Here is a 19,338-nt window from a genome sequence, read left to right as displayed (position 1 = left end):
CGGCAGGGAGCGTGGCCAAACAAAAGGCCCCGTCCGATGCCGGCGGGGCCTTGGTGAAAAGATGTCGTCGTCGAATTCCTAGCGCGCGACTCCTCCCACGGCCCAGCCGAAGCGGGTCATGTGCATGAAGTTGACTTTGCGCGAAGATTTAATCATGAGGCTTCAATAGCACGGCAATCGCACAAAATCAAGGGATGTGCGGACGTTGGCTGCATCCTACGGACGAGCCGCCGCGTCAGCGCATTCGTCCGCCGAAGCCATGCGGCGTATTCCTGACCGATCTTTGCCAAGTTCAGGAGGCACACGATAGCCGCTGGCCTTGCGGACACAGAGCGGCGCTTTGCGACCGCTTGCAGAAGGCGACTATCCATTCCCATGGCTCAGAAGCCGGTGGCCGCTTTCCGGCCTCGGTGGCCTGCTTTGAAAACCGTAGTGGCCTGATTTGCCTTTCAAGCATTTGTTAAAGACGGAACAGAATGGCCCAGACTAACGTTTTCGACCGCAACCCCTACGGTTAGGACCCGTATGAACGAGGCCCGTCATGAAGCAACGTCGCCGGCTCAAGCAAACCTTATCCCTCGAAGAACGTTTGGCTGCACAAGCAAAGCGCCTGCGTGATGAAGCCAAATCGCTCCCACCTGGTCCGGCCCGGGAAGATTTGATCCGCAGAGCCCGACAAGCGGAAACAGGCTCGTACATGAGCGAATGGCTACGGTCTCCAGGACTCATGCCGCCCACCTAGTGTCGCGACAAGGCCAACAAGACATTGGCCGACAAGACATGGCCGACAAGACATGGCCAACAAGACATGGCCCAGGAGCGCGCGCCATGTCAGCAGGTCGGTATTTCTTACAGTTCTGGATGAGAAATTCATCGTCGATACTGTCGGCGAGCCCTGCGCGACGTGGGAGGATATGCGCGCGCAGGCCATCAGAACGGCCGGTGAGTGTCTGCGGGATTTGGCCGCCAAGTATCCCGCTGATTTGGAATGGCAACTCATTGTGACCAATGAAAAACACGACACGGTTTTGCGACTGCGTTTCGCGTTGACCGAGACGCCGGACCGGTAGGCATCGATCAAGGCCTTGCGCCAGACCTGCTGGCCCGGGAGGGCCGTTGGTCGAACGTTGGCAGGAACATCGGCCGAGGGGCGCCGTTCTCCATCATTCATGCCAGGAAACCGGGAGCCGACCTGCAATGGCCCAGACCGTCTCCGACTTCATCGTTCAACGCCTGCATCAATGGGGCGTGCGGCACCTGTTCGGCTATCCCGGCGACGGCATCAACGGCGTGTTCGGTGCGCTCAACCGCGCCGAGGACAAGATCGGATTTGTCCAGGCCCGCCATGAGGGGATGGCGGCGTTCATGGCAAGCGCCTATGCGAAGTTCTCAGGTCAACTCGGCGTATGCATCGCGACCTCCGGACCGGGTGCTTCGCACCTCGTCACCGGCCTTTACGATGCGCTGCTCGACCACCAGCCGGTGCTGGCGATCGTCGGCCAGCAGGCGCGGAACGCACTTGGCGGCCACTACCAGCAGGAAGTCGACCTGGTCTCGATGTTCAAGGACGTCGCCGGCGCCTATGTCGCGCAGGCGTCCTCGCCCGCGCAGGTTCGGCATCTCATCGACCGCGCGGTGCGCATCGCGCTGGCGCGCCGCACCGTGACCGCGATCGTGCTGCCGAACGATCTCCAGGAAGAGCCTTACGAAAATCCGCCCCGCGCTCACGGAACCCTGCACTCCGGGGTCGGCTATAGCCGCCCCAGCATCATGCCGCACGAAGCCGACCTCGAGCGCGCCGCCGAGGTGCTCAATGCCGGCAAGAAGGTCGCAATGCTGATCGGCGCCGGCGCATTGCACGCGACCGACGAGGTGATCGCGGTCGCTGATTGTCTCTCGGCCGGCTGCGCCAAGGCGTTGTTGGGCAAGGCCGCGCTGCCCGACGACCTGCCCTGGGTCACCGGTTCGATCGGTCTATTGGGCACCGAGCCCAGCTACAACATGATGACGGCGTGCGACACGCTGCTGATGGTCGGCTCGGGATTTCCCTATTCCGAGTTTCTGCCCAAGGAGGGCAGCGCACGCGGCGTGCAGATCGAGATCGACGCCAGCATGATGTCGATCCGCTTTCCGATGGAAGTCGGCCTTGTCGGCGATGCGGCCGAGACCTTGCGCGCACTTTTGCCGCGGCTCAAGCCGAAGGCCGACGGCGCCTGGCGCAAGGGCATCGAGGACGACGTCGCCAAATGGTGGGAGACGCTGGACGACCGGGCGCACCAGCCCGCCGCGCCCATCAATCCCCAGCTCGTCGCCTGGGAACTGTCGTCGCGCCTGCCCGAGCGGGCCATCATCACCAGCGATTCCGGCTCCTGCGCCAACTGGTTCGCGCGCGATCTCAAGATCCGGCGCGGCATGACAGCCTCGCTTTCCGGCGGCCTCGCCTCGATGGGCGCGGCGGTCCCTTACGCGCTCGCCGCGAAATACGCCCATCCGGACCGGCCCGTGATCGCGCTGGTCGGTGACGGCGCCATGCAGATGAACAACATGGCAGAGCTGATCACCGCCGCGAAATATTGGCGATCCTGGCGCGATCCGCGCTTCATTGTCTGCGTCTTCAACAACGAAGATCTCAACCAGGTCACCTGGGAGCAGCGCATCATCAATGGCGATCCCAAATTCGAGGCCTCGCAGCGCATCCCCGACGTGCCCTATTCGCGCTTCGCCGAGATGATCGGCCTCACCGGCATCTTCGTCGATAGCCCGCAACTGCTCGGCTCGGCCTGGGAGCAGGCACTGGCAAGTGAGATACCCGTCGTGCTCGAGGTGAAGACCGATCCCGAGGTGCCGCCGCTGCCGCCGCACATCACCCTGCAGCAAGCGAAGAACTTTTCTCTCGCCTTGATGAAGGGCGACCCTGACCAAACCGGTGTGATCAAGGGAGCGGCCCGGCAGGTTCTGGAGAAGATCCTGCCCGGAAAGGAATGAGGTGAATCATGAGCGACTTTCGTGACATTCAGCATGGCATCAACGACCCCGTCGACGGCGTCGACGTGAAGCATCGGATCAATACCAACCAGACGCCGCACGAGCGGGCGCAGCATCATGCCGACGTGCGCGCCGCCCCGTCGGCCTCGCCGTCCGAGCCGTTCCTGCCGGAGCGGCTGCGACGGAAGCCGACCGATCCGATCAATCCCCGCACCGGCCGACATCCCACGGATTAGGAACATCGGACCCGGCGTCGTGTTGATTGGCGCAAAGATCCGCGCGGCAAAGGCCGCGTGGCCAATCAGAGGGACCGGACCATGAAACGTATTATCATCGCCGCTGCCTGCGTGCTCCTCGCAGGCCCAGCGTTTGCGCAGTCGCTCGGCGAGAAAACCGGCGTCAACTCGGCGCTCGGCGTCGCGCCTGCGACCGCCGATTTCGTCAAGGAGGTCGCCATCAGCGACATGTTCGAAATCGAATCGAGCAAGCTCGCTGAGCAGAAGGGCAACGCGCAGGAGAAAACCTTCGCTCAGCAGATGGTGACCGACCACACCAAGACCAGCAGCGAGCTGAAAGCCCTGGTCGGTGACGGCAAGGTGCAAGCCACGCTGCCGACGGCGCTCGACAGCTCGCACCAGAGCAAGCTCGACAAGCTCAAGAACGCCTCAGGCAAGGATTTCAGCTCGGACTACGACTCCTATCAGGTCAGCGCGCACGAAGATGCCGTGTCGCTGTTCGATCGCTATGCCAAGGGTGGCGACAATGCCGCGCTGAAGGACTGGGCCGGCAAGACAGTGCCCGCGCTGAGGCATCATCTCGACATGGCCCAGGAGCTCGGCAAGGCGCCGAGCGTCGGACAGTCGAAACAGTCGAAGTAGGGCTTTCCGGGGACGTCGGCTCCGTCGGCGTCCCCGATTGGCAACGATACTTCGCTCCGCTGGTTGAGACTGTAAATCGCCGAGGCCTTCATGGCACATCAGGACAAGACTGCATTATCCCGCCGGCACGTCGTGCACGCGGCGAGCGCCACACTCGCTGCGGCTTCGCTGGCATCCTCGACAGCGAAAGGAAACACAGATATGGCCGAGCAAGACCTGATCGACCCCGTCACCCGCTATCCGAAACCGCCATTCAAAAAGCAATCGCAGCCCTGGCCCGGCCTCGCCGGCAAAATGGAGCCGCGGCCGGACCATGGCGAAACCAGCTACAAGGGCTCCGGGCGGCTCGCTGGCCGCAAGGCGCTGATCACCGGCGGCGATTCCGGCATGGGCCGGGCAGCTGCGATCGCGTATGCGCGCGAAGGCGCCGACGTCGCCATCAACTATCTTCCCGCGGAGGAGCCCGACGCACAGGAGGTGATCGCGCTGATCAAGAAGGAGGGTCGCATTGGCCTCGCATTTCCCGGCGACCTCAAGGACGAAGCTTTCTGCAAGAAACTGATCGAGCAGGCTGTGCAGGGCCTCGGCGGGCTCGACATCATCGTCAATAACGCCGCCCGGCAGCAGACGCGCGCTTCCATCCTCGACGTCTCGTCAGAGGATTTCGACGCGACCATGAAAACCAACATCTACGCGCCGTTCTGGATCATCAAGGCGGCGCTGCCGCATCTCAAGCCCGGATCCTGTATCGTCGGCACGACATCCGAGCAGGCTTACGATCCCTCGCCGGATCTCTACGATTACGCACAGACCAAGGCGGCGACCATGAACTACGTGAAGTCGCTGGCAAAGCAACTCGCCTCCAAGGGCATCCGCGTCAACGGCGTCGCGCCCGGACCGATCTGGACGCCGCTCCAGGTGTCCGGCGGCGCAACGATGGATAAGCTCGAAAAATTCGGCGGCATGACTCCGCTCGGCCGCCCCGGCCAGCCCGCCGAGCTCGCCTCGATCTATGTACAGCTTGCGGCTGCCGACGCCAGCTATGCGACCGGTCAGGTCTACGGCTCGGCGGGTGGATCGGGACAGCCTTAAAACGCGCTTCTTCAACTTGGTTTGCAACAGGGGCCGCCTTGATTGACATCGAGGCGGCCTTTCTCTTTGCCAGCCAACCTTCTGACAAGGAACCTTGCTGTCACAGAAGCTTTACATAGACATCACAAACAAGCTCCGCTTCTGAACTGATGGCCCTCATAACTGTCGAGCCCACCCGTACTGACCTCGCGATTGCCAACGCGGTCTCCGATCATGCGAACGCAGAGTTCGAAGAGGCGGCCAAAGTGCTGACCTGGGGCGCGGACGAGCATGTGCTGCTTGGACTTGCCGCGACGGCTTGGCTCTACGCCCGTCTTCGGCGTCCCGAGGAGCGTAGGGTCGCAAATCATATCCTGGCCATTTCGCTGGCGACGACAGTGCTCCCGCACATCTTGAAAACCGTGTTCGACCAGATCAGACCGGATCGGCTGACCCTGCTCGGCCATCGGCGTGGCATCCCATTCTCCGGAAGGGCCCGCGATGCCTTTCCGTCTGGCCACGCCGTCCACATGGGCGCCTTGGCGTCCGCCGCCGCCCTGCTGCCCCCGGCCCGGCGACGTCTCGTGCGCGCCATCGCGACGGCCCTCTCGTTGACCCGCATCGCACTGCTCGCGCACTGGGCCAGCGATGTGGTCGCGGGCTTCACGCTGGGGATCGTGGTCGAGCGGACGCTAAGGCCTTGGACGCTGGCAAGGCGGAGCGGAGAGACTGTGGATCGGGGGGCACATCGTGGCTGAGTACCTCCTCCGCTTCATCGCCGGTGGTGTGATCGTATCCGCCTTCGCAATGCTCGGCGACATGCTGCGGCCCAAGAGTTTTGCCGGCCTCCTGGGCGCGGCGCCATCTGTCGCGCTCGCCACGCTCGGCATCGCGGTCGTGCAGCACGGCCCGCCATACGCGGCGGCGGAAAGCTGGACCATGATTTTCGGCGCGATCGCTCTCGGTTGCTACAGCCTTGCCGTCTGCCACATTCTGATGAGGTCTCGGCTCGCGGCGCTGCCCGCCAGCATCATCGCTTTTGCGGTATGGCTCGCAATCGCCTTCGGCCTGCTCGCGGGTCTCGGAGGGGCCGCCTGATGCTGGTCAAGCTGTCATCCTCGGCACTCAAGAAGACGCGCTGGTATGAATACGGCGTCCGCTTCGTGCTCGGGGGGCTTGCGACCGTGTTCGCCGGAATCATAGGGCAATATTTCGGGGCGGCCGTCGGCGGGCTGTTTCTCGCGCTTCCCGCCATCTTCTGCGCCAGTGCGACCCTGATTGAAAGCCATGAGCGTCGCGCCAAAGCGAATGTCGGTCTTGCCGGAGCGCGGCGCGGACAGCAGGCCGCGGCACTGGACGCGGCGGGTGCCGGGCTTGGCAGCATTGGCCTTGCCGGATTCGCGCTGACTTTTTGGGCGACGGCGGAAACAAATGTGGTCGGTGCATTCGCCGCAGCTATCTTGGCGTGGATGATCGTTTCAGTTTCGGCGTGGTGGGCGAGACAGTTTTTCCTGAGGCGATTTTCGTCCCTCGGCCAATTGGCACGCCTCCCCCGTCCTGACGTCGAGTGATCAGGTCCTTCGCGGTGAGGCGAGCGGGCACAACGCCTCATTGATACGCACCTAGCCGCGCACCAGCGAGACGAGCCAGCTCCGGCCGAACAGAATGAGGATCACCAGCGCGTAGACGATCGTCCCCCCGACGGCCAACAGGACCAGCGTCACTTCATCCCGGAAGTGCATCGAGCCCGGCGCCGACCCGCCAAACCGCGCGATCAGCCAGAAGGCCGCGGCGAGGATTATTCCGGTCAGCAGGAATTTGGCGAGCGACATGAGCCAGGCGCGGTCCAGCGCGAGAAAGCCTCGCCGCACGGCGAAGAACAGCACCAGCAGCAGATTGGTCCAGACGCCGACGGCGGTCGCGAGCGCCAGGCCGATCTGGGCGAGCGATCCCATCAAGGCGAGCTTCAGGGCGACATTGACAGCGATGCCGGTCAGCGAGGCGCGAACCGGCGTCGCCGTATCCTTGCGCGCATAGAAGGTCGCGACCGCGCTGCGGATCAGCACGAAGGGGATCAGGCCGATGGCATAGGCCGCGAGCGTGCTGCCTGCGGCCACCGCATCGGCCTTGGAGAAGGCGCCGCGGGCAAACAGCGCACGCATGATCTCGTCGGGCACGGTGAGGAACGCGGCGACGAAGGGGACCGAGAACAGCAGCGTGAAATCGAAGGCGCGGCGCTGCGCCTTCATGGCGCCGTCGTGGTCGTTGGCCGTGATCCGCCGCGACATCTCCGGCAGCAGCACCGTGCCGATAGCGATGCCGATCACGCCGATCGGCAGCTGGTTGAGGCGGTCGGCGTAATAGAGCGCCGACAGCGCGCCCGCGGGCAGGAAGGTCGCAATGATGGTGTCGGCGAACAGCGCGACCTGCGTCCCCATCGAGCCCAGCGTCGCAGGCCCGAGTGCCTTGAAGAAGCCGCGGACATCTTCGTCCAGTTTGAGCGGCGCAAAGCGCGGCAGGCCGCCATGGCGGGCGAGATCGCCCGCGAGCAGAAAATATTGCAGGAAGCCCGAGATCAGAACGCCCCAGGCGGCGGCGTGGCCCGCAGTCGGAAACCAGGCGGCGAGCGCCAGCGTCATCATCATCGCGACGTTGAGGAAGATCGACGCGGCGGCTGCGCTGGCAAAACGCTGCATCACGTTGAGCATGCCGCCATAGAGCGTCACCAGCGTGATCAACAGCAGATAGGGAAAGGTGATCCGGGTCAGCTCGATCGCGAGCTTGCGCTGCTCGGCGTCTTCGGAAAAGCCCGGCGCAAGTAAGCTCATGGCCTGCGGCATGAACAGCCAGGCGACGATCAGCAGCACGACTTGAGAGGCCAAGAGCAGCGTGAAGATGCGGTCGGCGAACAATTTTGCCGCTCCCTCCCCGCGCTCGCCGTGAACATGCGCGTAGGCCGGCACCCAGGCGGCGTTGAAGGCGCCCTCGGCAAAGATCGCGCGGAAATGGTTGGGCAGCCGCAGCGCCACGAAGAAGGCGTCGGCGACGGGGCCGGCACCGAGGATCGCCGCCAGCATGATGTCGCGGGCAAATCCCGTCAGCCGCGAGAGCAGCGTGTAACCACCGACCGTGAAGATGCGTCCGAGCATGCGTCTGTTTTAGAGCATGGCGAGATTAGGTCTAGGTGCAAGCCGCGACGGAAGTGTGCTCCCTCCCCCCGCTGCGGGGGAGGGTTGGGGAGAGGGTGTCTCGACAAGGAAGACTCCTCCAGAGGAGAGAGCCCTCACCCGGCGCTTCGCGCCGACCTCTCCCGCAAGCGGGAGAGGTGAAGCAAGATCAGCCCGCGATCGCGCCGCGGACGGCGGCGATTGCCCGCTCCTGATCGGCTTCGGTCAAATAGGCGTGCATCGGCAGGCTGATGACGTCCTGCGACAGGCTCTCGCAGCCCGGCAGCCCGCCGTCGGCGACCGGATACTGCTTGTAGGCGGTCTGCTGATGCATCGACTTGCCGTAATAGATCGCGGTCGGCACACCCTGGGCCTTCAGCGCAGCAGCAAAGCCGTCGCGATCGGTCCCCTTCGGGAGACGGATGGTGTATTGCGCCCAGACCGAGGTGTTACCGGGCGCGAGGCGCGGCACGGTGACGACGTTGGACAGCCCGCGCGCATAGCGCTCCGCCACCCTGTTGCGGACGGCGATCTCGTCGTCAAAAATCTTCAGCTTCTCGATCAGGATCGCAGCCTGCATGGTGTCGAGCCGGCCGGTCAGGCCGAGCCGGACGTTGTCGTATTTGTCCACGCCCTGCCCGTGCACACGAATGCTGCGCAGCGTCGCGGCAAGCTCGTCGTCATCGGTGAGGATCGCGCCGCCGTCGCCGAAGCAGCCGAGCGGCTTTGCCGGGAAGAAGCTCGTGGCGGTGGCAAGCCCGAAGGTGCCGAGCTTGCGGCCCTTGTAGCTGGCGCCAAAGCCTTGCGCTGCGTCGTCGATCACGAACAGGCCTTCGGCCTTGGCGATTTCGGCGATCGCATCGTGATCGGCCGGCTGGCCGAACAGATCGACCGGAATCACCGCAACCGGCCTCAAGCCGGCCTTGCGAGCGGTCGCGATGCCGCGCTTGAGCGACTCCGGGCTCATGTTGAAGGTCGCTTCGTCCACGTCGACATAGACCGGCGTGGCGCCGGTCCGCGCCGCCGGCGACGCCGTCGCGATGAAGGTGAAGGACGGACAGAACACGGCATCGCCGGGGCCGACATTCTTCGCCATCAGGATCATCAGAAGCGCATCGGTGCCGCTGGCGCAGCCGATCACATGCTTGGCGCCGCAATAGGCCGCAAGCTGCTTTTCGAACTCGGCGACTTCAGGGCCGTTGACGAACTGGCAATGGTCGAGCACGCGCTTGACCGCCGCATCGAGCTCGGCGCCGAGCCGGCGGCGCTGCGCGCCGACATCAATGAAGGGAATGGGATCGGAACGCAGATGCTGGTTCATGGTCTGGGTCTTGGCGCCTTGCGGATTTGGAGCGATCGACATGCGGAAGGATCAGCCGGCGACGCGGCGCGGACCCTTGCGGGTCGGCGACGTCGCTGCGGGCCGCGAGGGCGTCTCGAGGCACTGCGTCGCGATCTCGAGGCTGGCAACGCCTTCGTCGCCTGTCACCGCCGGCGTTTCGCCGTGGCGAACGGCCCTGAGGAAGGCGATCAGCTCGGCGCGTAGCGGCTCGTCATGGCCGACCGGCAGATGCCGCATCGAATAGCTGCCGTCCGGCTTGAAGCCGAAGCATTCGGTGACCTGGCGCGTCAACAGATCGCCCATCACATATTTGCCGCGGGTCGCGACCGTGACGCTGCGCGCCTTGAACGGCGTGAGCCAGTTGGTGTTGATGTGGGCGAGCACGCCGGAGGCGGTGCGGAACTGGAGCAGCGCGATGTCCTCGCGCTCGGCGACCGCGCTCGACAGCTGCGGCTGCACCTCGACGATGTCGGATTCGGTGAACCAGCGAATCAGATCGATGTCATGCACGGCGAGATCGATGACGACGCCGACATTGGACATGCGCGGCGGGAACGGACCGACGCGCGTGATCGCGATCGACAGGATGTCCTCGCCCGCGATCGCCTGCTTGACGGCGGCGACCGCCGGATTGAAGCGCTCGACATGGCCGACCATCAGCGTCACGCCGGCCTTCTGCGCGGCAGTGACGATCTCGCGCCCTTCCGCGACCGTGGAGGCGATCGGCTTCTCGACCAGCACGTGGATGTTCCTGGCGATACAGGCGAGCGCGAGCTCGTGATGCAGATGGGTCGGCGCCGCGATGGTCACCGCATCGACGCCGGCCGCGAAGAGCTGGTCGAGCGTCTCAAAACCCTGGCAGCTGGCAAGCTCGGTGGTGCGCGTCAGGTGCGCCGGCGACGGATCGACCACGCCGACCAGGCTGACGCCGGGCAGGCCGCTCAGCACGCGCGCGTGGTTGCTGCCCATCACGCCGGCGCCAATGACGCCGACGCGCAAGCCGGCCTTTGCCGGTTGTGACCCTTTGGAACTCATCTGATCGAACCCCGATTCAACGCAACCCCGGGCCGCTTCTAGCACGGTCGCCACATTTGTGGCGAATGCCGCGTGAGCCGCCCGGACACGATTTGATTCAAAAAGTTACACGTTCCCCGGGCCTTAGCATCGTTTTGGCCCAGGTCGCGTGATTCGGAGTTTGCTGGTTACGACCTTTGATAGTCGTCTTCAATCCGGATGATGTCGTCTTCCCCGAGATAGGAGCCGGTCTGGACCTCGATCAGTTCCAGCATGATTTTACCGGGGTTCTCCATCCGGTGGACCGCGCCCATCGGGATGTAGATCGACTCGTTCTCATGCACCGTCTTGACCGTTTCGTTGACGGTGACGCGGGCCGCACCGCGGACCACGATCCAGTGCTCGGCGCGGTGATGGTGCTTCTGGAGCGACAGCCGCCCGCCCGGCTTCACCACGATGCGCTTGACCTGATGCCGCTCGCCATTGTCGACCGACTGGTAGCTGCCCCAGGGCCGGTGCACCTTGAGGTGCTCCTCGGTGACCTTCGGCGCGATCGCTTTCAGCTTCGTCACGAGACGCTTGAGCCCGTTGGCATCCTTCTGCCGCGAGACGAGGACCGCGTCCGCGGTCGCCACCACGACGAGGTCGTCGACGCCTTCGAGCGCGACCAGCGCATGATCGCTCGTGACGTTGCAGTTGCGCGAATCCTCGAACACGGCGGTGCCGTGCGCCGAATTGCCCTGCGTATCCTTGTCGGACAGCTCCCACACCGCGCGCCACGAGCCGACGTCGGACCAGCCGCACGACACCGGCACCACGGCTGCGCGCGAGGTCTTTTCCATCACCGCATAGTCGATCGAGATCGCCTTTGCCGCGCCGAAGGCTTTTGGCTCCAGCGTCACGAAGCCGAGGTCGCGGCCGGCATTGGTCACCGCATCAGAGACCGCCTGCACGCTCGCAGCATCGACCTTGCGGTATTCGTCGAGCAGTAGGGCCGCCGGGAACATGAAGTTGCCGCTGTTCCAGAGATAGCCCGAATTGAGGTAGTCGGCCGCCTTCACCGCGTCCGGCTTCTCGACGAAGCGCGCGACCGCCTGCACCTCGCCGGAGATCACCTCACCCGGGCTGATATAGCCGTACTCGGTCGCCGGCCGTTCCGGCTTGACGCCGAAGGTGACGATACGGCCGGTGCTCGCCGCGGCGAGGCCTTCGCGGCAGGCCGCGACGAAGGCGGCGTTATCCTGCACCACATGGTCGGCGGCGAGCGCCAGCACGATCGCGTCCTTGGCGCGTACTTGCGCGAACACCGCGCCGGCTGCGATCGCAGGGCCGGAGTCGCGCCGCATCGGCTCGAGGATCACGTCGGCCTCGATGCCGATCTCGGCGAGCTGCTCCAGCACCATGAAGCGATAGGAGGCGTTGGTGATGACGATCGGGCGATCGAACAGCGCGGCATCCGAGACGCGCAACAGCGTGTCCTGGAAGGTCGAGCGCGTGCCGAACAGCGGCAAAAACTGCTTTGGCCGCACCTCGCGCGAGGCCGGCCACAACCGCGTGCCGGCACCGCCGCACATGATCAGGGGGATGATGCGTTTGTCCATCGTCATTTCAAACCTTGTAATAGTCCCGATACCAGCTGACAAAATTGCGGACCCCGTGCGCGATCGGCGTTGACGGTGCAAAGCCGGTGTCGCGCATCAGATCGTCGACATCCGCGAACGTTTCCATCACGTCACCCGGCTGCATCGGCAGCAATTCCTTGATCGCCGTCCGACCCAGCTCCTGCTCCAGAAGAGAGACGACATGCATCAGCTCTTCCGGGCGGTGGTTGCCGACATTGTAAACCTTACACGGCGCATTTGCGGCGGCCGGGTCATCGGTGGGCACAAGATCGATCAGCTTGGATACCACGCGCGTGACGTCGTCAATATAGGTGAAGTCGCGACGCATCCTGCCATGGTTAAAGAGCCGGATCGGCTTGGCCGCCACCATGGCGTTTACAAACAGAAACAGAGCCATGTCGGGCCGCCCCCACGGGCCGTAGATGGTAAAGAAGCGCAAGCCAGTGACCGGCAGCCGGTAGAGATGGCTGTAGGACTGCGCCATCACCTCGTTCGCCTTCTTGGTCGCAGCATAGAAGCTCACGGGATGATCGGTCCGGTCCTGCACGGAAAACGGCAGTTTAGTGTTGGCGCCATAAACGGAGGATGACGAGGCGTAGACGAGATGACGACAGCCATTGTTGCGGCAGCCCTCGAGCACGTTGAGAAAGCCCTGCAGATTGGACTCGACGTAACTCTGCGGCTGCTCGATCGAGTAGCGCACGCCGGCCTGGGCGGCGAGATGCACGACCTTTGCAAACCGGTTTTGCGCAAACAGCGCCGCGATCGTCTCGCGGTCCGCGAGATCGGCCTGCACGAAGGAGAAGCCGGGCTCGGCTCGCAACAGCGCGAGCCGCGCCCGTTTCAGCGCCGGGTCGTAATAGCTGTTGAGATTGTCGAGGCCGAGGACCGGCCGGCCCTCGGCCAAGAGCTGTCGGGCGACGTGAAAGCCGATGAACCCGGCGGCGCCCGTGACCAAAATCGCCTGATCCGTCATCCTGTTCCCGAAAGATCCTTCGCGCCGCGACCGTCGCCTGTTTAGCCGCCGCATCGGATCGGCCGCAATAGCCCGTTCTTGCCACGACAGCTTCTCGCCATGACAGCTATTGCAAGATCGGCGCCAAAACCATACCAAAGCGGCCGAATTCGGCGCCTGGCGTCGGGTGACCTTCGCAAATCCTGTTCATGCGGGCGAGATGCGCCGAATCCTCCTGTCCACGGCCAAAATCCTGATCTCCGCGGCGCTGCTCTATCTGGCGCTGCGCAAGGTCGATCTGTCCGAGCTTTTCTCGCGCTTCACCGCGACCAGCCTGTTCTGGATCGCGATGGCGATCGCGGTCACGTTCCTGCAAATCTTCGTCGGCGTGCTGCGCTGGCGCGAGATCAGCGCCGAATGCGGCGCGCCGCTCGAGCTTGGCCGCGCCATGCGCTACAACGTGATCGGCTCGTTCTTCAACCAGACCCTGCCGTCGGCGATCGGCGGCGATGCGGTCCGGCTCTGGCTGGTCGCGCGCGCCGGCGCCGGATGGCGCGCGGCGACCTATTCGATCTTCGTCGATCGCGCGATCGGCCTCATCGCGCTCGCGATCCTCATCGTCGCGAGCTTGCCCTGGAGCTACCAGCTCATCGCCGATTCCCATGGACGTTCTGCGCTGCTGCTGCTCGATCTGGCGGCGCTCGCGGGCGGCATCGGCTTCCTGATCTTCGGCGCGTTGAAATGGACGTGGCTCAGGACCTGGTGGGCCACCCATCACCTCCACGCCTGCGCGGTGATCGCGAACCGCGTGATCTTCAGCCGCAAGCGCGGGCCGGTCATCGCGGTCCTGTCGCTGCTCGTTCACGTCCTCGCCGTCGTCATCGCCTGGTGCGTGGTGCAGTCGATCGCCGCACCTGTCACCTTCGCCCAGGTCTTCCTGCTGGTGCCGCCGGTGATGCTGATCACGCTGATGCCGATCTCGATTGCCGGCTGGGGCGTGCGCGAGGCGACCATGGGGCTGGCCTTCGGCTTCGCCGGGCTCGCTGCCAACGAGGGCGTCAACGTCTCGCTGCTGTTCGGCGCCGTCTACTTCATCGTCGGCGCCTTCGGCGGCCTGGTCTGGATCCTGAGCGCGGAGAAAGCCGCGCAGGGATCGGCCCCGATCGGGGTGCCGGAGTGACGTCCACCGTGCCGTCCCTGCTTGCCGTTGCGATCGCCGCGCTGATGTCGGCGCTGATCACCTGGACCAGCCGCCCCCTGCTCCAGCGCTATGCGCTGGCGCGGCCGAACGCGCGTTCCTCGCATCGGATCCCGACGCCGCAGGGCGGAGGCATCGCGGTGATATCAGCGACGCTGGTCGTTGCCTTGGCGTGGGGCATTTTCGCTGGTGTCGCGATCCCGACGACACTGGTGGTCGCGACAATCGTGATCGCGCTGGTCGGATTTGCCGACGATATCGTGTCGCTGCCGGTGCTGGTGCGGCTCGTGCTGCAAGCGGCCTGCGTCGGCGCGGTCGTGTTCACCGCGCCCGAGACCGCGCGCATCGTGCCGGCGGTGCCGCTGATGCTGGAGCGCGGCCTGATCCTGCTCGCCGGTGTCTGGTTCGTGAACCTCGTCAACTTCATGGACGGGCTCGACCTGATGACGGTGGCGGAGGTCGTGCCGGTCACCGCGGCACTGTCGCTGTTGGGATTGCTCGGTGAATTGTCCTGGCCGGCGGTGCTGATCGCCGCGGCGCTGTGCGGCGCGACGCTCGGCTTCGCCCCGTTCAACAAGCCGGTCGCAAGGGTTTTCCTGGGCGACGTCGGCAGCCTGCCGATCGGGCTTCTGCTCGGCTGGTGCCTGCTCGAGCTGGCCTGGCGCGGCCAGCCGGCCGCGGCGCTGCTGCTGCCGGCCTACTACCTGACGGATTCCACCATCACCCTGTTCCGGCGCATCGCGCGGCGCGAACCATTCTGGTCGGCGCACCGTTCGCATTTCTACCAGCGCGCCACCGACAATGGTTTTGCGGTTCCCCGCGTGGTCGGCGAGGTGTTCGCCCTCAACATCGTGCTCGCTGCGCTTGCCATCGTCACCGTGCGCGCCGGCGCCACCTCGGCCAGCTTGCTCGCGCTTGTCGCGGGCGCGATCGCAATCGCAATCGTCCTGTGGCGATTCTCGCGGCCTCAGGCATCCTGAGCCGACAGCGCCAGCCGCAGGCCCTCGTCGAGCGACACCTCCGGCTGCCAGCCCGTCGCGATCGCCTTGGAGACGTTGAGCTCGAGCGAACCGATCAGGCTGTCATGCGTATCCTGCCGGCCGATCACGCCGAGCAGCGAGCTCAGCAGCGTCGGCGACATGCCGAACAGCCGCGGGCTCTTGCCGGACGCAGCCGCCAGGCGCTCGATGAATTCGGGCGTCGAGACCTGCTCCCTGTCGGCCACCAGGAAGATCTCGAAATTGCTCGCGGAGTCGGGAAAAGAGAGCCGTCGCAGGATGAACGACGACAGGTTCTGCACAGCCAGAAAAGCGCGATGGTTGCGGATCGCGGCAAAGGGCAGCGGCAGTCCGAGATTCACCGCGCGCGTCAGCAGCGCAAAATTGCCCTTGGCGCCCGCGCCATAGACCAGCGGCGGCCTCACCACCGAGATCTTCATGGCATTGTCGCGGGCGAGCGTCCTCAAGCCGGCCTCGGCCGCCGCCTTGGACATGCCGTAGAGGCCGCGCGGGGTCAGGATGTCGTCCTCGCTGAACGGCGCGCGGCCCTCATTGCTGCGGCCATGCACGAGCACGGTGCTGACGAACATGAACTGGCGCACGCCGGCCACGGCCGCAGAGCGCGCCAGGTGCAGCGTGCCGGCGATGTTGACGTTGCGGTAGAGCTGGACGGCATGCTCCTCGTGCTTGTGATGCACCCGCGCGGCAAGATGGACGACGGCATCGACGCCCTGGAGCGCGGCCGTCCAGTCGGTGTCGGGACCGATTGATTCAACGACGACCTCGTCGTCGATGCCTTCCGGGCTGCGGACGGCGCGGCGCACCGACCATCCCTTGCGCATCAGCGCGGGCACGACATGGCGACCGACGAAGCCGCTCGCTCCCGTCACCAGCACCACCGGCTTGTTCCCGCTCATCGTTGCTCCCTGAGATCCGGGTTGCGCAACAATTCGTCGATCAGGGCGGCATAGGCGTTCATCGCAGTCGTGCGATCGAACTTCGCTGCCGCCTTCACTGCACGCGCCGCAAGTGCACCGTCATCCGCGCAGGACGCCTTGCGGATTGCGTCAGCGAGCTGGTCGGCGCGGCCCGGCGTCACGACCCAGCCGAGCCCGTTCTCCACCACCGTCAAGGCGGCCTCGGCCTCGGGCTCGGAGACCAGCACAACGGGGCGGCCGACCGCCAGCAGATTATAGAAGCGGCTCGGCACCGACACCCCGGCCACGTCCTTCCGGTACGGAATGATCCAGAGATTGGCGGACGCCAGAAACGCCTCGAGCTCGGCGTCCTCGACGCGTGCCACGAAGGAGACATTGGACAGGTTCGCATCCGCCTGCAGCTGCTTCAGCCGCTCGAAGCCGATGCCCCAGCCGGAGAGCAGGAAGTGGATGTCCGGCTCGTCCTTCAAGAGGCGCGCCGCCTCGAACACGATCTCGGGATCATGGGTGAAGCCGAGATTGCCTGACAGCCCGACGATGTAGCGGGCCGCGAGCCCTTCCCGGAACGGATTGTCCGGTGTCGCCGGGCGCATAGCGGGCACGAGCGTCGCCCAGTTCGGGATGAAGCGGATCTTGTTCCGCGTCATGCCGGAATAGCTCAACAGCGGCGCTTCCGCATCGCGGCCGATGGTGATGACGGCGGTGAGCGCGCGGAACATCAACGCGTTGGCGGCGCGCATTGCCCGCGCCACGATCGAGCCCGGCTTGAGCAGACCCGACACCACCAGCACGTCGGGAAAGAGGTCATGCAGGATCAGCGCCGAACGCGCGCGCTTGAGCCATGCCGCCGCGGCAACCATGTAGGGCAGCATGAACGGTGCGGTCACGGTCAGCACCACGTCACCGCGGCGCAGCTGCCGCATCAGCGCAAAGAAGATGCGCAGCGCGAACAGCAGCTCGGTCGTGGCACGGCGCACCAGCGCGGCCTTTCCCGGCATCCGGTTCTTGACGGCAATCACGCGCGGCTTGTCCGGCCCGATCTGCGCGGCCGGCAGCGCACCGGGCGAGCCCGACAGCACGACGACCTCGTGCTCTGCGGCAAGGCGGCACGCAATCTCGGCCATGATCGCCGCGGTCGTGCTCGGATCCGGCGGATAATGCTGGCTCGCGACGACGATCTTGCCAGCGATCTTGTCTTGCGGCTGCATGGTCAGGCCGCGGTCGACCCGAATTCCGGGACCGCATCCTTCAGGATGGTCCTGATCGTCGCCCGATCGTCCCGCGCGATCGCCTGCTCGAGCGCCGCAATCCATTTGCGCAGGGTCTGCATCGGTGGCTCGTTCGGCTGCGCGGCCATGATGCCGGCGACGCCGATCTCGCGGGTCGGCTCCTCGGAGGCGAACAGGATTTCGTGCAGGCGCTCGCCCGGCCGCATGCCGGTGAACACGATCTCGATGTCGTAGCCGGGCTGCAGGCCGGAGAGACGGATCATGCGCTCGGCAAGATCGACGATCTTCACCGGCTGCCCCATGTTGAGCACGTAGACGGAGACGTCGTCACGTGTCGTACCGAGTGCGTGGGTCGCGGCGGTGATGACGAGGTCGCAGGCCTCGCGAATGGTCATGAAGTAGCGGACCATGTCGGGATGCGTCACCGTGACGGGGCCGCCGGCCTCGATCTGGGCCTTGAACTTCGGCACCACCGAGCCGTTCGACGCCAGCACGTTGCCGAACCGCACCGAGATCAGCCGCATCGGCGGCCTGGCGCCGCCGCGGCCTGCCGCGAGATCGTGATCGAGCGCCTGGCAGTACATCTCGGCAAAGCGCTTGGTCAGGCCGAGCATCGACACCGGCTCGATCGCCTTGTCGGTCGAGATCATCACCATGGCTTCGGCGCCGGCGGCGAGCGCGGCATCCGCGACGTTGATCGAGCCGAAGATGTTGGTCTTGACGCCCTCGCTCCAGTCGCGCTCGAGGATCGGCACGTGCTTCAGCGCCGCGGCGTGGAACACGATGTCCGGCTTGAACTCGGCCATCAGGCGGATGATGCGATCGCGGTCGCGGATGTCGGCGATCCGTCCTTCGATCGCAGCCGCCGCACCGTGCGCGGCGAGCGTTTCCGTGACCGCGTAAAGCGCCGGCTCGGAATTCTCCAGGATCAGCAGGCGCGCGGCGCCGAAGGCGACGACGCGCTCGCAGATCTCCGAGCCGATCGAGCCGCCGCCGCCGGTGACAAGCACCGCCTTGCCCCTGATCAGCGCTTCCAGCCGCGCATAGTCGATTGTCTCGCTCGGCCGCAGCAGCAGGTCCTCGACCGCGACGGCCGTGAGGCGCGGCGTGTCGCCGCTCTCGAGCGAGGGCATGCGGTTGACGATCACGCCAAGCTTGCGCGCCCGCATCAGGATCGATTCCGGATGCGCCTCCGGCTCGAACGCCGACGGCGTCATGACGAGGCGCGCGATCGGCTTGTTGCGCTTGGCGAAGTCGGCGACGACATCCTCGATATCGTCGATGCTGCCCAGCACCGGCACGGTCCGGATGAACTGGCCGCGATCGGAGCTCGACGGCGACAACAGGCCGACCGGCCAGATCCGCTTGATCGCCCCGCTCTCGATGCCGCGCAACAGCACCTCGGCGTCCGCCGCGCGGCCGACCAGCAGCGTCGGCGCCGCATCCTCTTCCCGCGCGTGACGCCGCACCCGCGTATAGCGGAAATAGCGATAGGCCATCCGCAAGGCGCTGAGAGCCGCGATCTCGAGGAACCAATAGAGGATGATCGTGACCTTGCCGAGGAAGAAGGCACCGCGGACGTTGGGAGCGACGAAGATGTAGTCGAGCACGAGCAGCGCCACCGTCAGCACGCTCGCGACGCGGATGATGTTCAGCGCGTCGGGCAGCGAGATGAAGCGCCATTTGGTCGTGGTCAGGTTGAAGATGAAGAACACGACCACGCTGAAGGCGAGGAAGTAGGGCAGGATCTGGAACAGCAACGGCAGACGGTCGTAGAAGCCGTCGCTGCCCTCGAAGCGCAGATAGAAGGCCGCAAACAGCGCCGCCGTGGTCGCCAGCAGGTCGTGGAGCGCGATCAGAAAATTGCGCAAGGTAAGATGCGAAAGACGCGTCATCCGCCGACCGATGAATATCCCGTAAGATGCAACCTGAACCGCGCTG

General features: G+C 65.2%; 18 protein-coding genes. 10 read left to right on the top strand and 8 right to left on the bottom strand.

The window, feature by feature from the left end:
• Positions 1 to 794: 794 nt before the first annotated feature.
• From IC761_RS12095 to IC761_RS12060, 8 genes are all read left to right on the top strand, one after another.
• A complete protein-coding gene (locus IC761_RS12095) occupies positions 795 to 1,070 on the top strand; it encodes a DUF6894 family protein (protein WP_195803464.1) in 276 nt (91 codons plus the stop codon).
• 127 nt (positions 1,071 to 1,197) lie between these two features.
• A complete protein-coding gene (locus tag IC761_RS12090; RefSeq protein ID WP_195803463.1) occupies positions 1,198 to 2,985 on the top strand; it encodes a thiamine pyrophosphate-requiring protein in 1,788 nt (595 codons plus the stop codon).
• An 8-nt stretch (positions 2,986 to 2,993) separates the two neighbouring features.
• Positions 2,994 to 3,221, top strand: a complete 228-nt coding sequence (locus IC761_RS12085) for a hypothetical protein (RefSeq protein WP_195803462.1) — start codon at positions 2,994 to 2,996, stop codon at positions 3,219 to 3,221.
• Positions 3,222 to 3,302: 81 nt separating this feature from the next.
• On the top strand, positions 3,303 to 3,863 hold the full coding sequence (locus IC761_RS12080; protein ID WP_195803461.1) for a DUF4142 domain-containing protein: 561 nt from the start codon (positions 3,303 to 3,305) through the stop codon (positions 3,861 to 3,863).
• Positions 3,864 to 4,064: 201 nt separating this feature from the next.
• The gene (locus IC761_RS12075) at positions 4,065 to 4,955 is read left to right on the top strand and encodes an SDR family oxidoreductase (RefSeq protein ID WP_195803460.1); all 891 of its coding nucleotides are present in this window, start codon (positions 4,065 to 4,067) and stop codon (positions 4,953 to 4,955) included.
• 149 nt (positions 4,956 to 5,104) lie between these two features.
• Positions 5,105 to 5,692 carry a phosphatase PAP2 family protein gene (locus IC761_RS12070; RefSeq protein ID WP_195803459.1) on the top strand — a complete coding sequence of 196 codons (588 nt, stop codon included), beginning with the start codon at positions 5,105 to 5,107 and terminating at the stop codon, positions 5,690 to 5,692.
• Positions 5,685 to 6,032: a hypothetical protein gene (locus IC761_RS12065; RefSeq protein WP_195803458.1), complete on the top strand. Its 348-nt coding sequence runs from the start codon at positions 5,685 to 5,687 to the stop codon at positions 6,030 to 6,032. The genes IC761_RS12070 and IC761_RS12065 overlap by 8 nt, the downstream gene beginning before the upstream one ends.
• Entirely contained in the window at positions 6,032 to 6,505 is a 474-nt protein-coding gene (locus IC761_RS12060) for a DUF3147 family protein (RefSeq protein ID WP_195803457.1), read from the top strand. The genes IC761_RS12065 and IC761_RS12060 overlap by 1 nt, the downstream gene beginning before the upstream one ends.
• Before the next feature lie 51 nt (positions 6,506 to 6,556).
• On the opposite strand, the gene murJ is transcribed toward IC761_RS12060, so the two are convergent.
• From murJ to IC761_RS12035, 5 genes are all read right to left on the bottom strand, one after another.
• Complete coding sequence (gene murJ, locus IC761_RS12055; RefSeq protein ID WP_195803456.1) at positions 6,557 to 8,083, bottom strand: murein biosynthesis integral membrane protein MurJ; 1,527 nt, start codon at positions 8,081 to 8,083, stop codon at positions 6,557 to 6,559.
• A gap of 187 nt (positions 8,084 to 8,270) precedes the next feature.
• Entirely contained in the window at positions 8,271 to 9,422 is a 1,152-nt protein-coding gene (locus IC761_RS12050) for a DegT/DnrJ/EryC1/StrS family aminotransferase (RefSeq protein ID WP_195804632.1), read from the bottom strand.
• Between the two features lie 51 nt (positions 9,423 to 9,473).
• Positions 9,474 to 10,478 (bottom strand): Gfo/Idh/MocA family protein, encoded by a 1,005-nt coding sequence (locus IC761_RS12045; protein WP_195803455.1) that lies wholly within the window; start codon positions 10,476 to 10,478, stop codon positions 9,474 to 9,476.
• 167 nt (positions 10,479 to 10,645) lie between these two features.
• Complete coding sequence (locus IC761_RS12040; RefSeq protein ID WP_195803454.1) at positions 10,646 to 12,058, bottom strand: mannose-1-phosphate guanylyltransferase/mannose-6-phosphate isomerase; 1,413 nt, start codon at positions 12,056 to 12,058, stop codon at positions 10,646 to 10,648.
• A 7-nt stretch (positions 12,059 to 12,065) separates the two neighbouring features.
• A complete protein-coding gene (locus IC761_RS12035; protein ID WP_195803453.1) occupies positions 12,066 to 13,055 on the bottom strand; it encodes an NAD-dependent epimerase in 990 nt (329 codons plus the stop codon).
• 199 nt (positions 13,056 to 13,254) lie between these two features.
• On the opposite strand from IC761_RS12035, the gene IC761_RS12030 reads away from it, so the two are divergent.
• A complete protein-coding gene (locus IC761_RS12030) occupies positions 13,255 to 14,214 on the top strand; it encodes a lysylphosphatidylglycerol synthase transmembrane domain-containing protein (RefSeq protein WP_195803452.1) in 960 nt (319 codons plus the stop codon).
• A 44-nt stretch (positions 14,215 to 14,258) separates the two neighbouring features.
• Complete coding sequence (locus IC761_RS12025) at positions 14,259 to 15,212, top strand: MraY family glycosyltransferase (protein WP_195804631.1); 954 nt, start codon at positions 14,259 to 14,261, stop codon at positions 15,210 to 15,212.
• On the opposite strand, the gene IC761_RS12020 is transcribed toward IC761_RS12025, so the two are convergent.
• Genes IC761_RS12020 through IC761_RS12010 form a run of 3 tightly spaced genes read right to left on the bottom strand, consistent with a single transcriptional unit; the run spans position 15,200 to position 19,292 of the window.
• A complete protein-coding gene (locus tag IC761_RS12020; protein ID WP_195803451.1) occupies positions 15,200 to 16,147 on the bottom strand; it encodes an NAD-dependent epimerase/dehydratase family protein in 948 nt (315 codons plus the stop codon). The genes IC761_RS12025 and IC761_RS12020 overlap by 13 nt on opposite strands.
• Positions 16,144 to 17,376: a glycosyltransferase family 4 protein gene (locus tag IC761_RS12015; RefSeq protein WP_195803450.1), complete on the bottom strand. Its 1,233-nt coding sequence runs from the start codon at positions 17,374 to 17,376 to the stop codon at positions 16,144 to 16,146. Before IC761_RS12015 ends, IC761_RS12020 begins: the two co-directional genes overlap by 4 nt.
• A gap of 2 nt (positions 17,377 to 17,378) precedes the next feature.
• Entirely contained in the window at positions 17,379 to 19,292 is a 1,914-nt protein-coding gene (locus IC761_RS12010) for an SDR family NAD(P)-dependent oxidoreductase (RefSeq protein WP_195803449.1), read from the bottom strand.
• Positions 19,293 to 19,338 lie beyond the last annotated feature (46 nt).

Origin of the sequence: Bradyrhizobium commune (assembly GCF_015624505.1) — a bacterium.
In the GTDB taxonomy this organism is placed as follows: domain Bacteria; phylum Pseudomonadota; class Alphaproteobacteria; order Rhizobiales; family Xanthobacteraceae; genus Bradyrhizobium; species Bradyrhizobium commune.
Note: the sequence above shows the minus strand (reverse complement) of the source record. Positions and strands in the feature narration are given on the sequence as shown.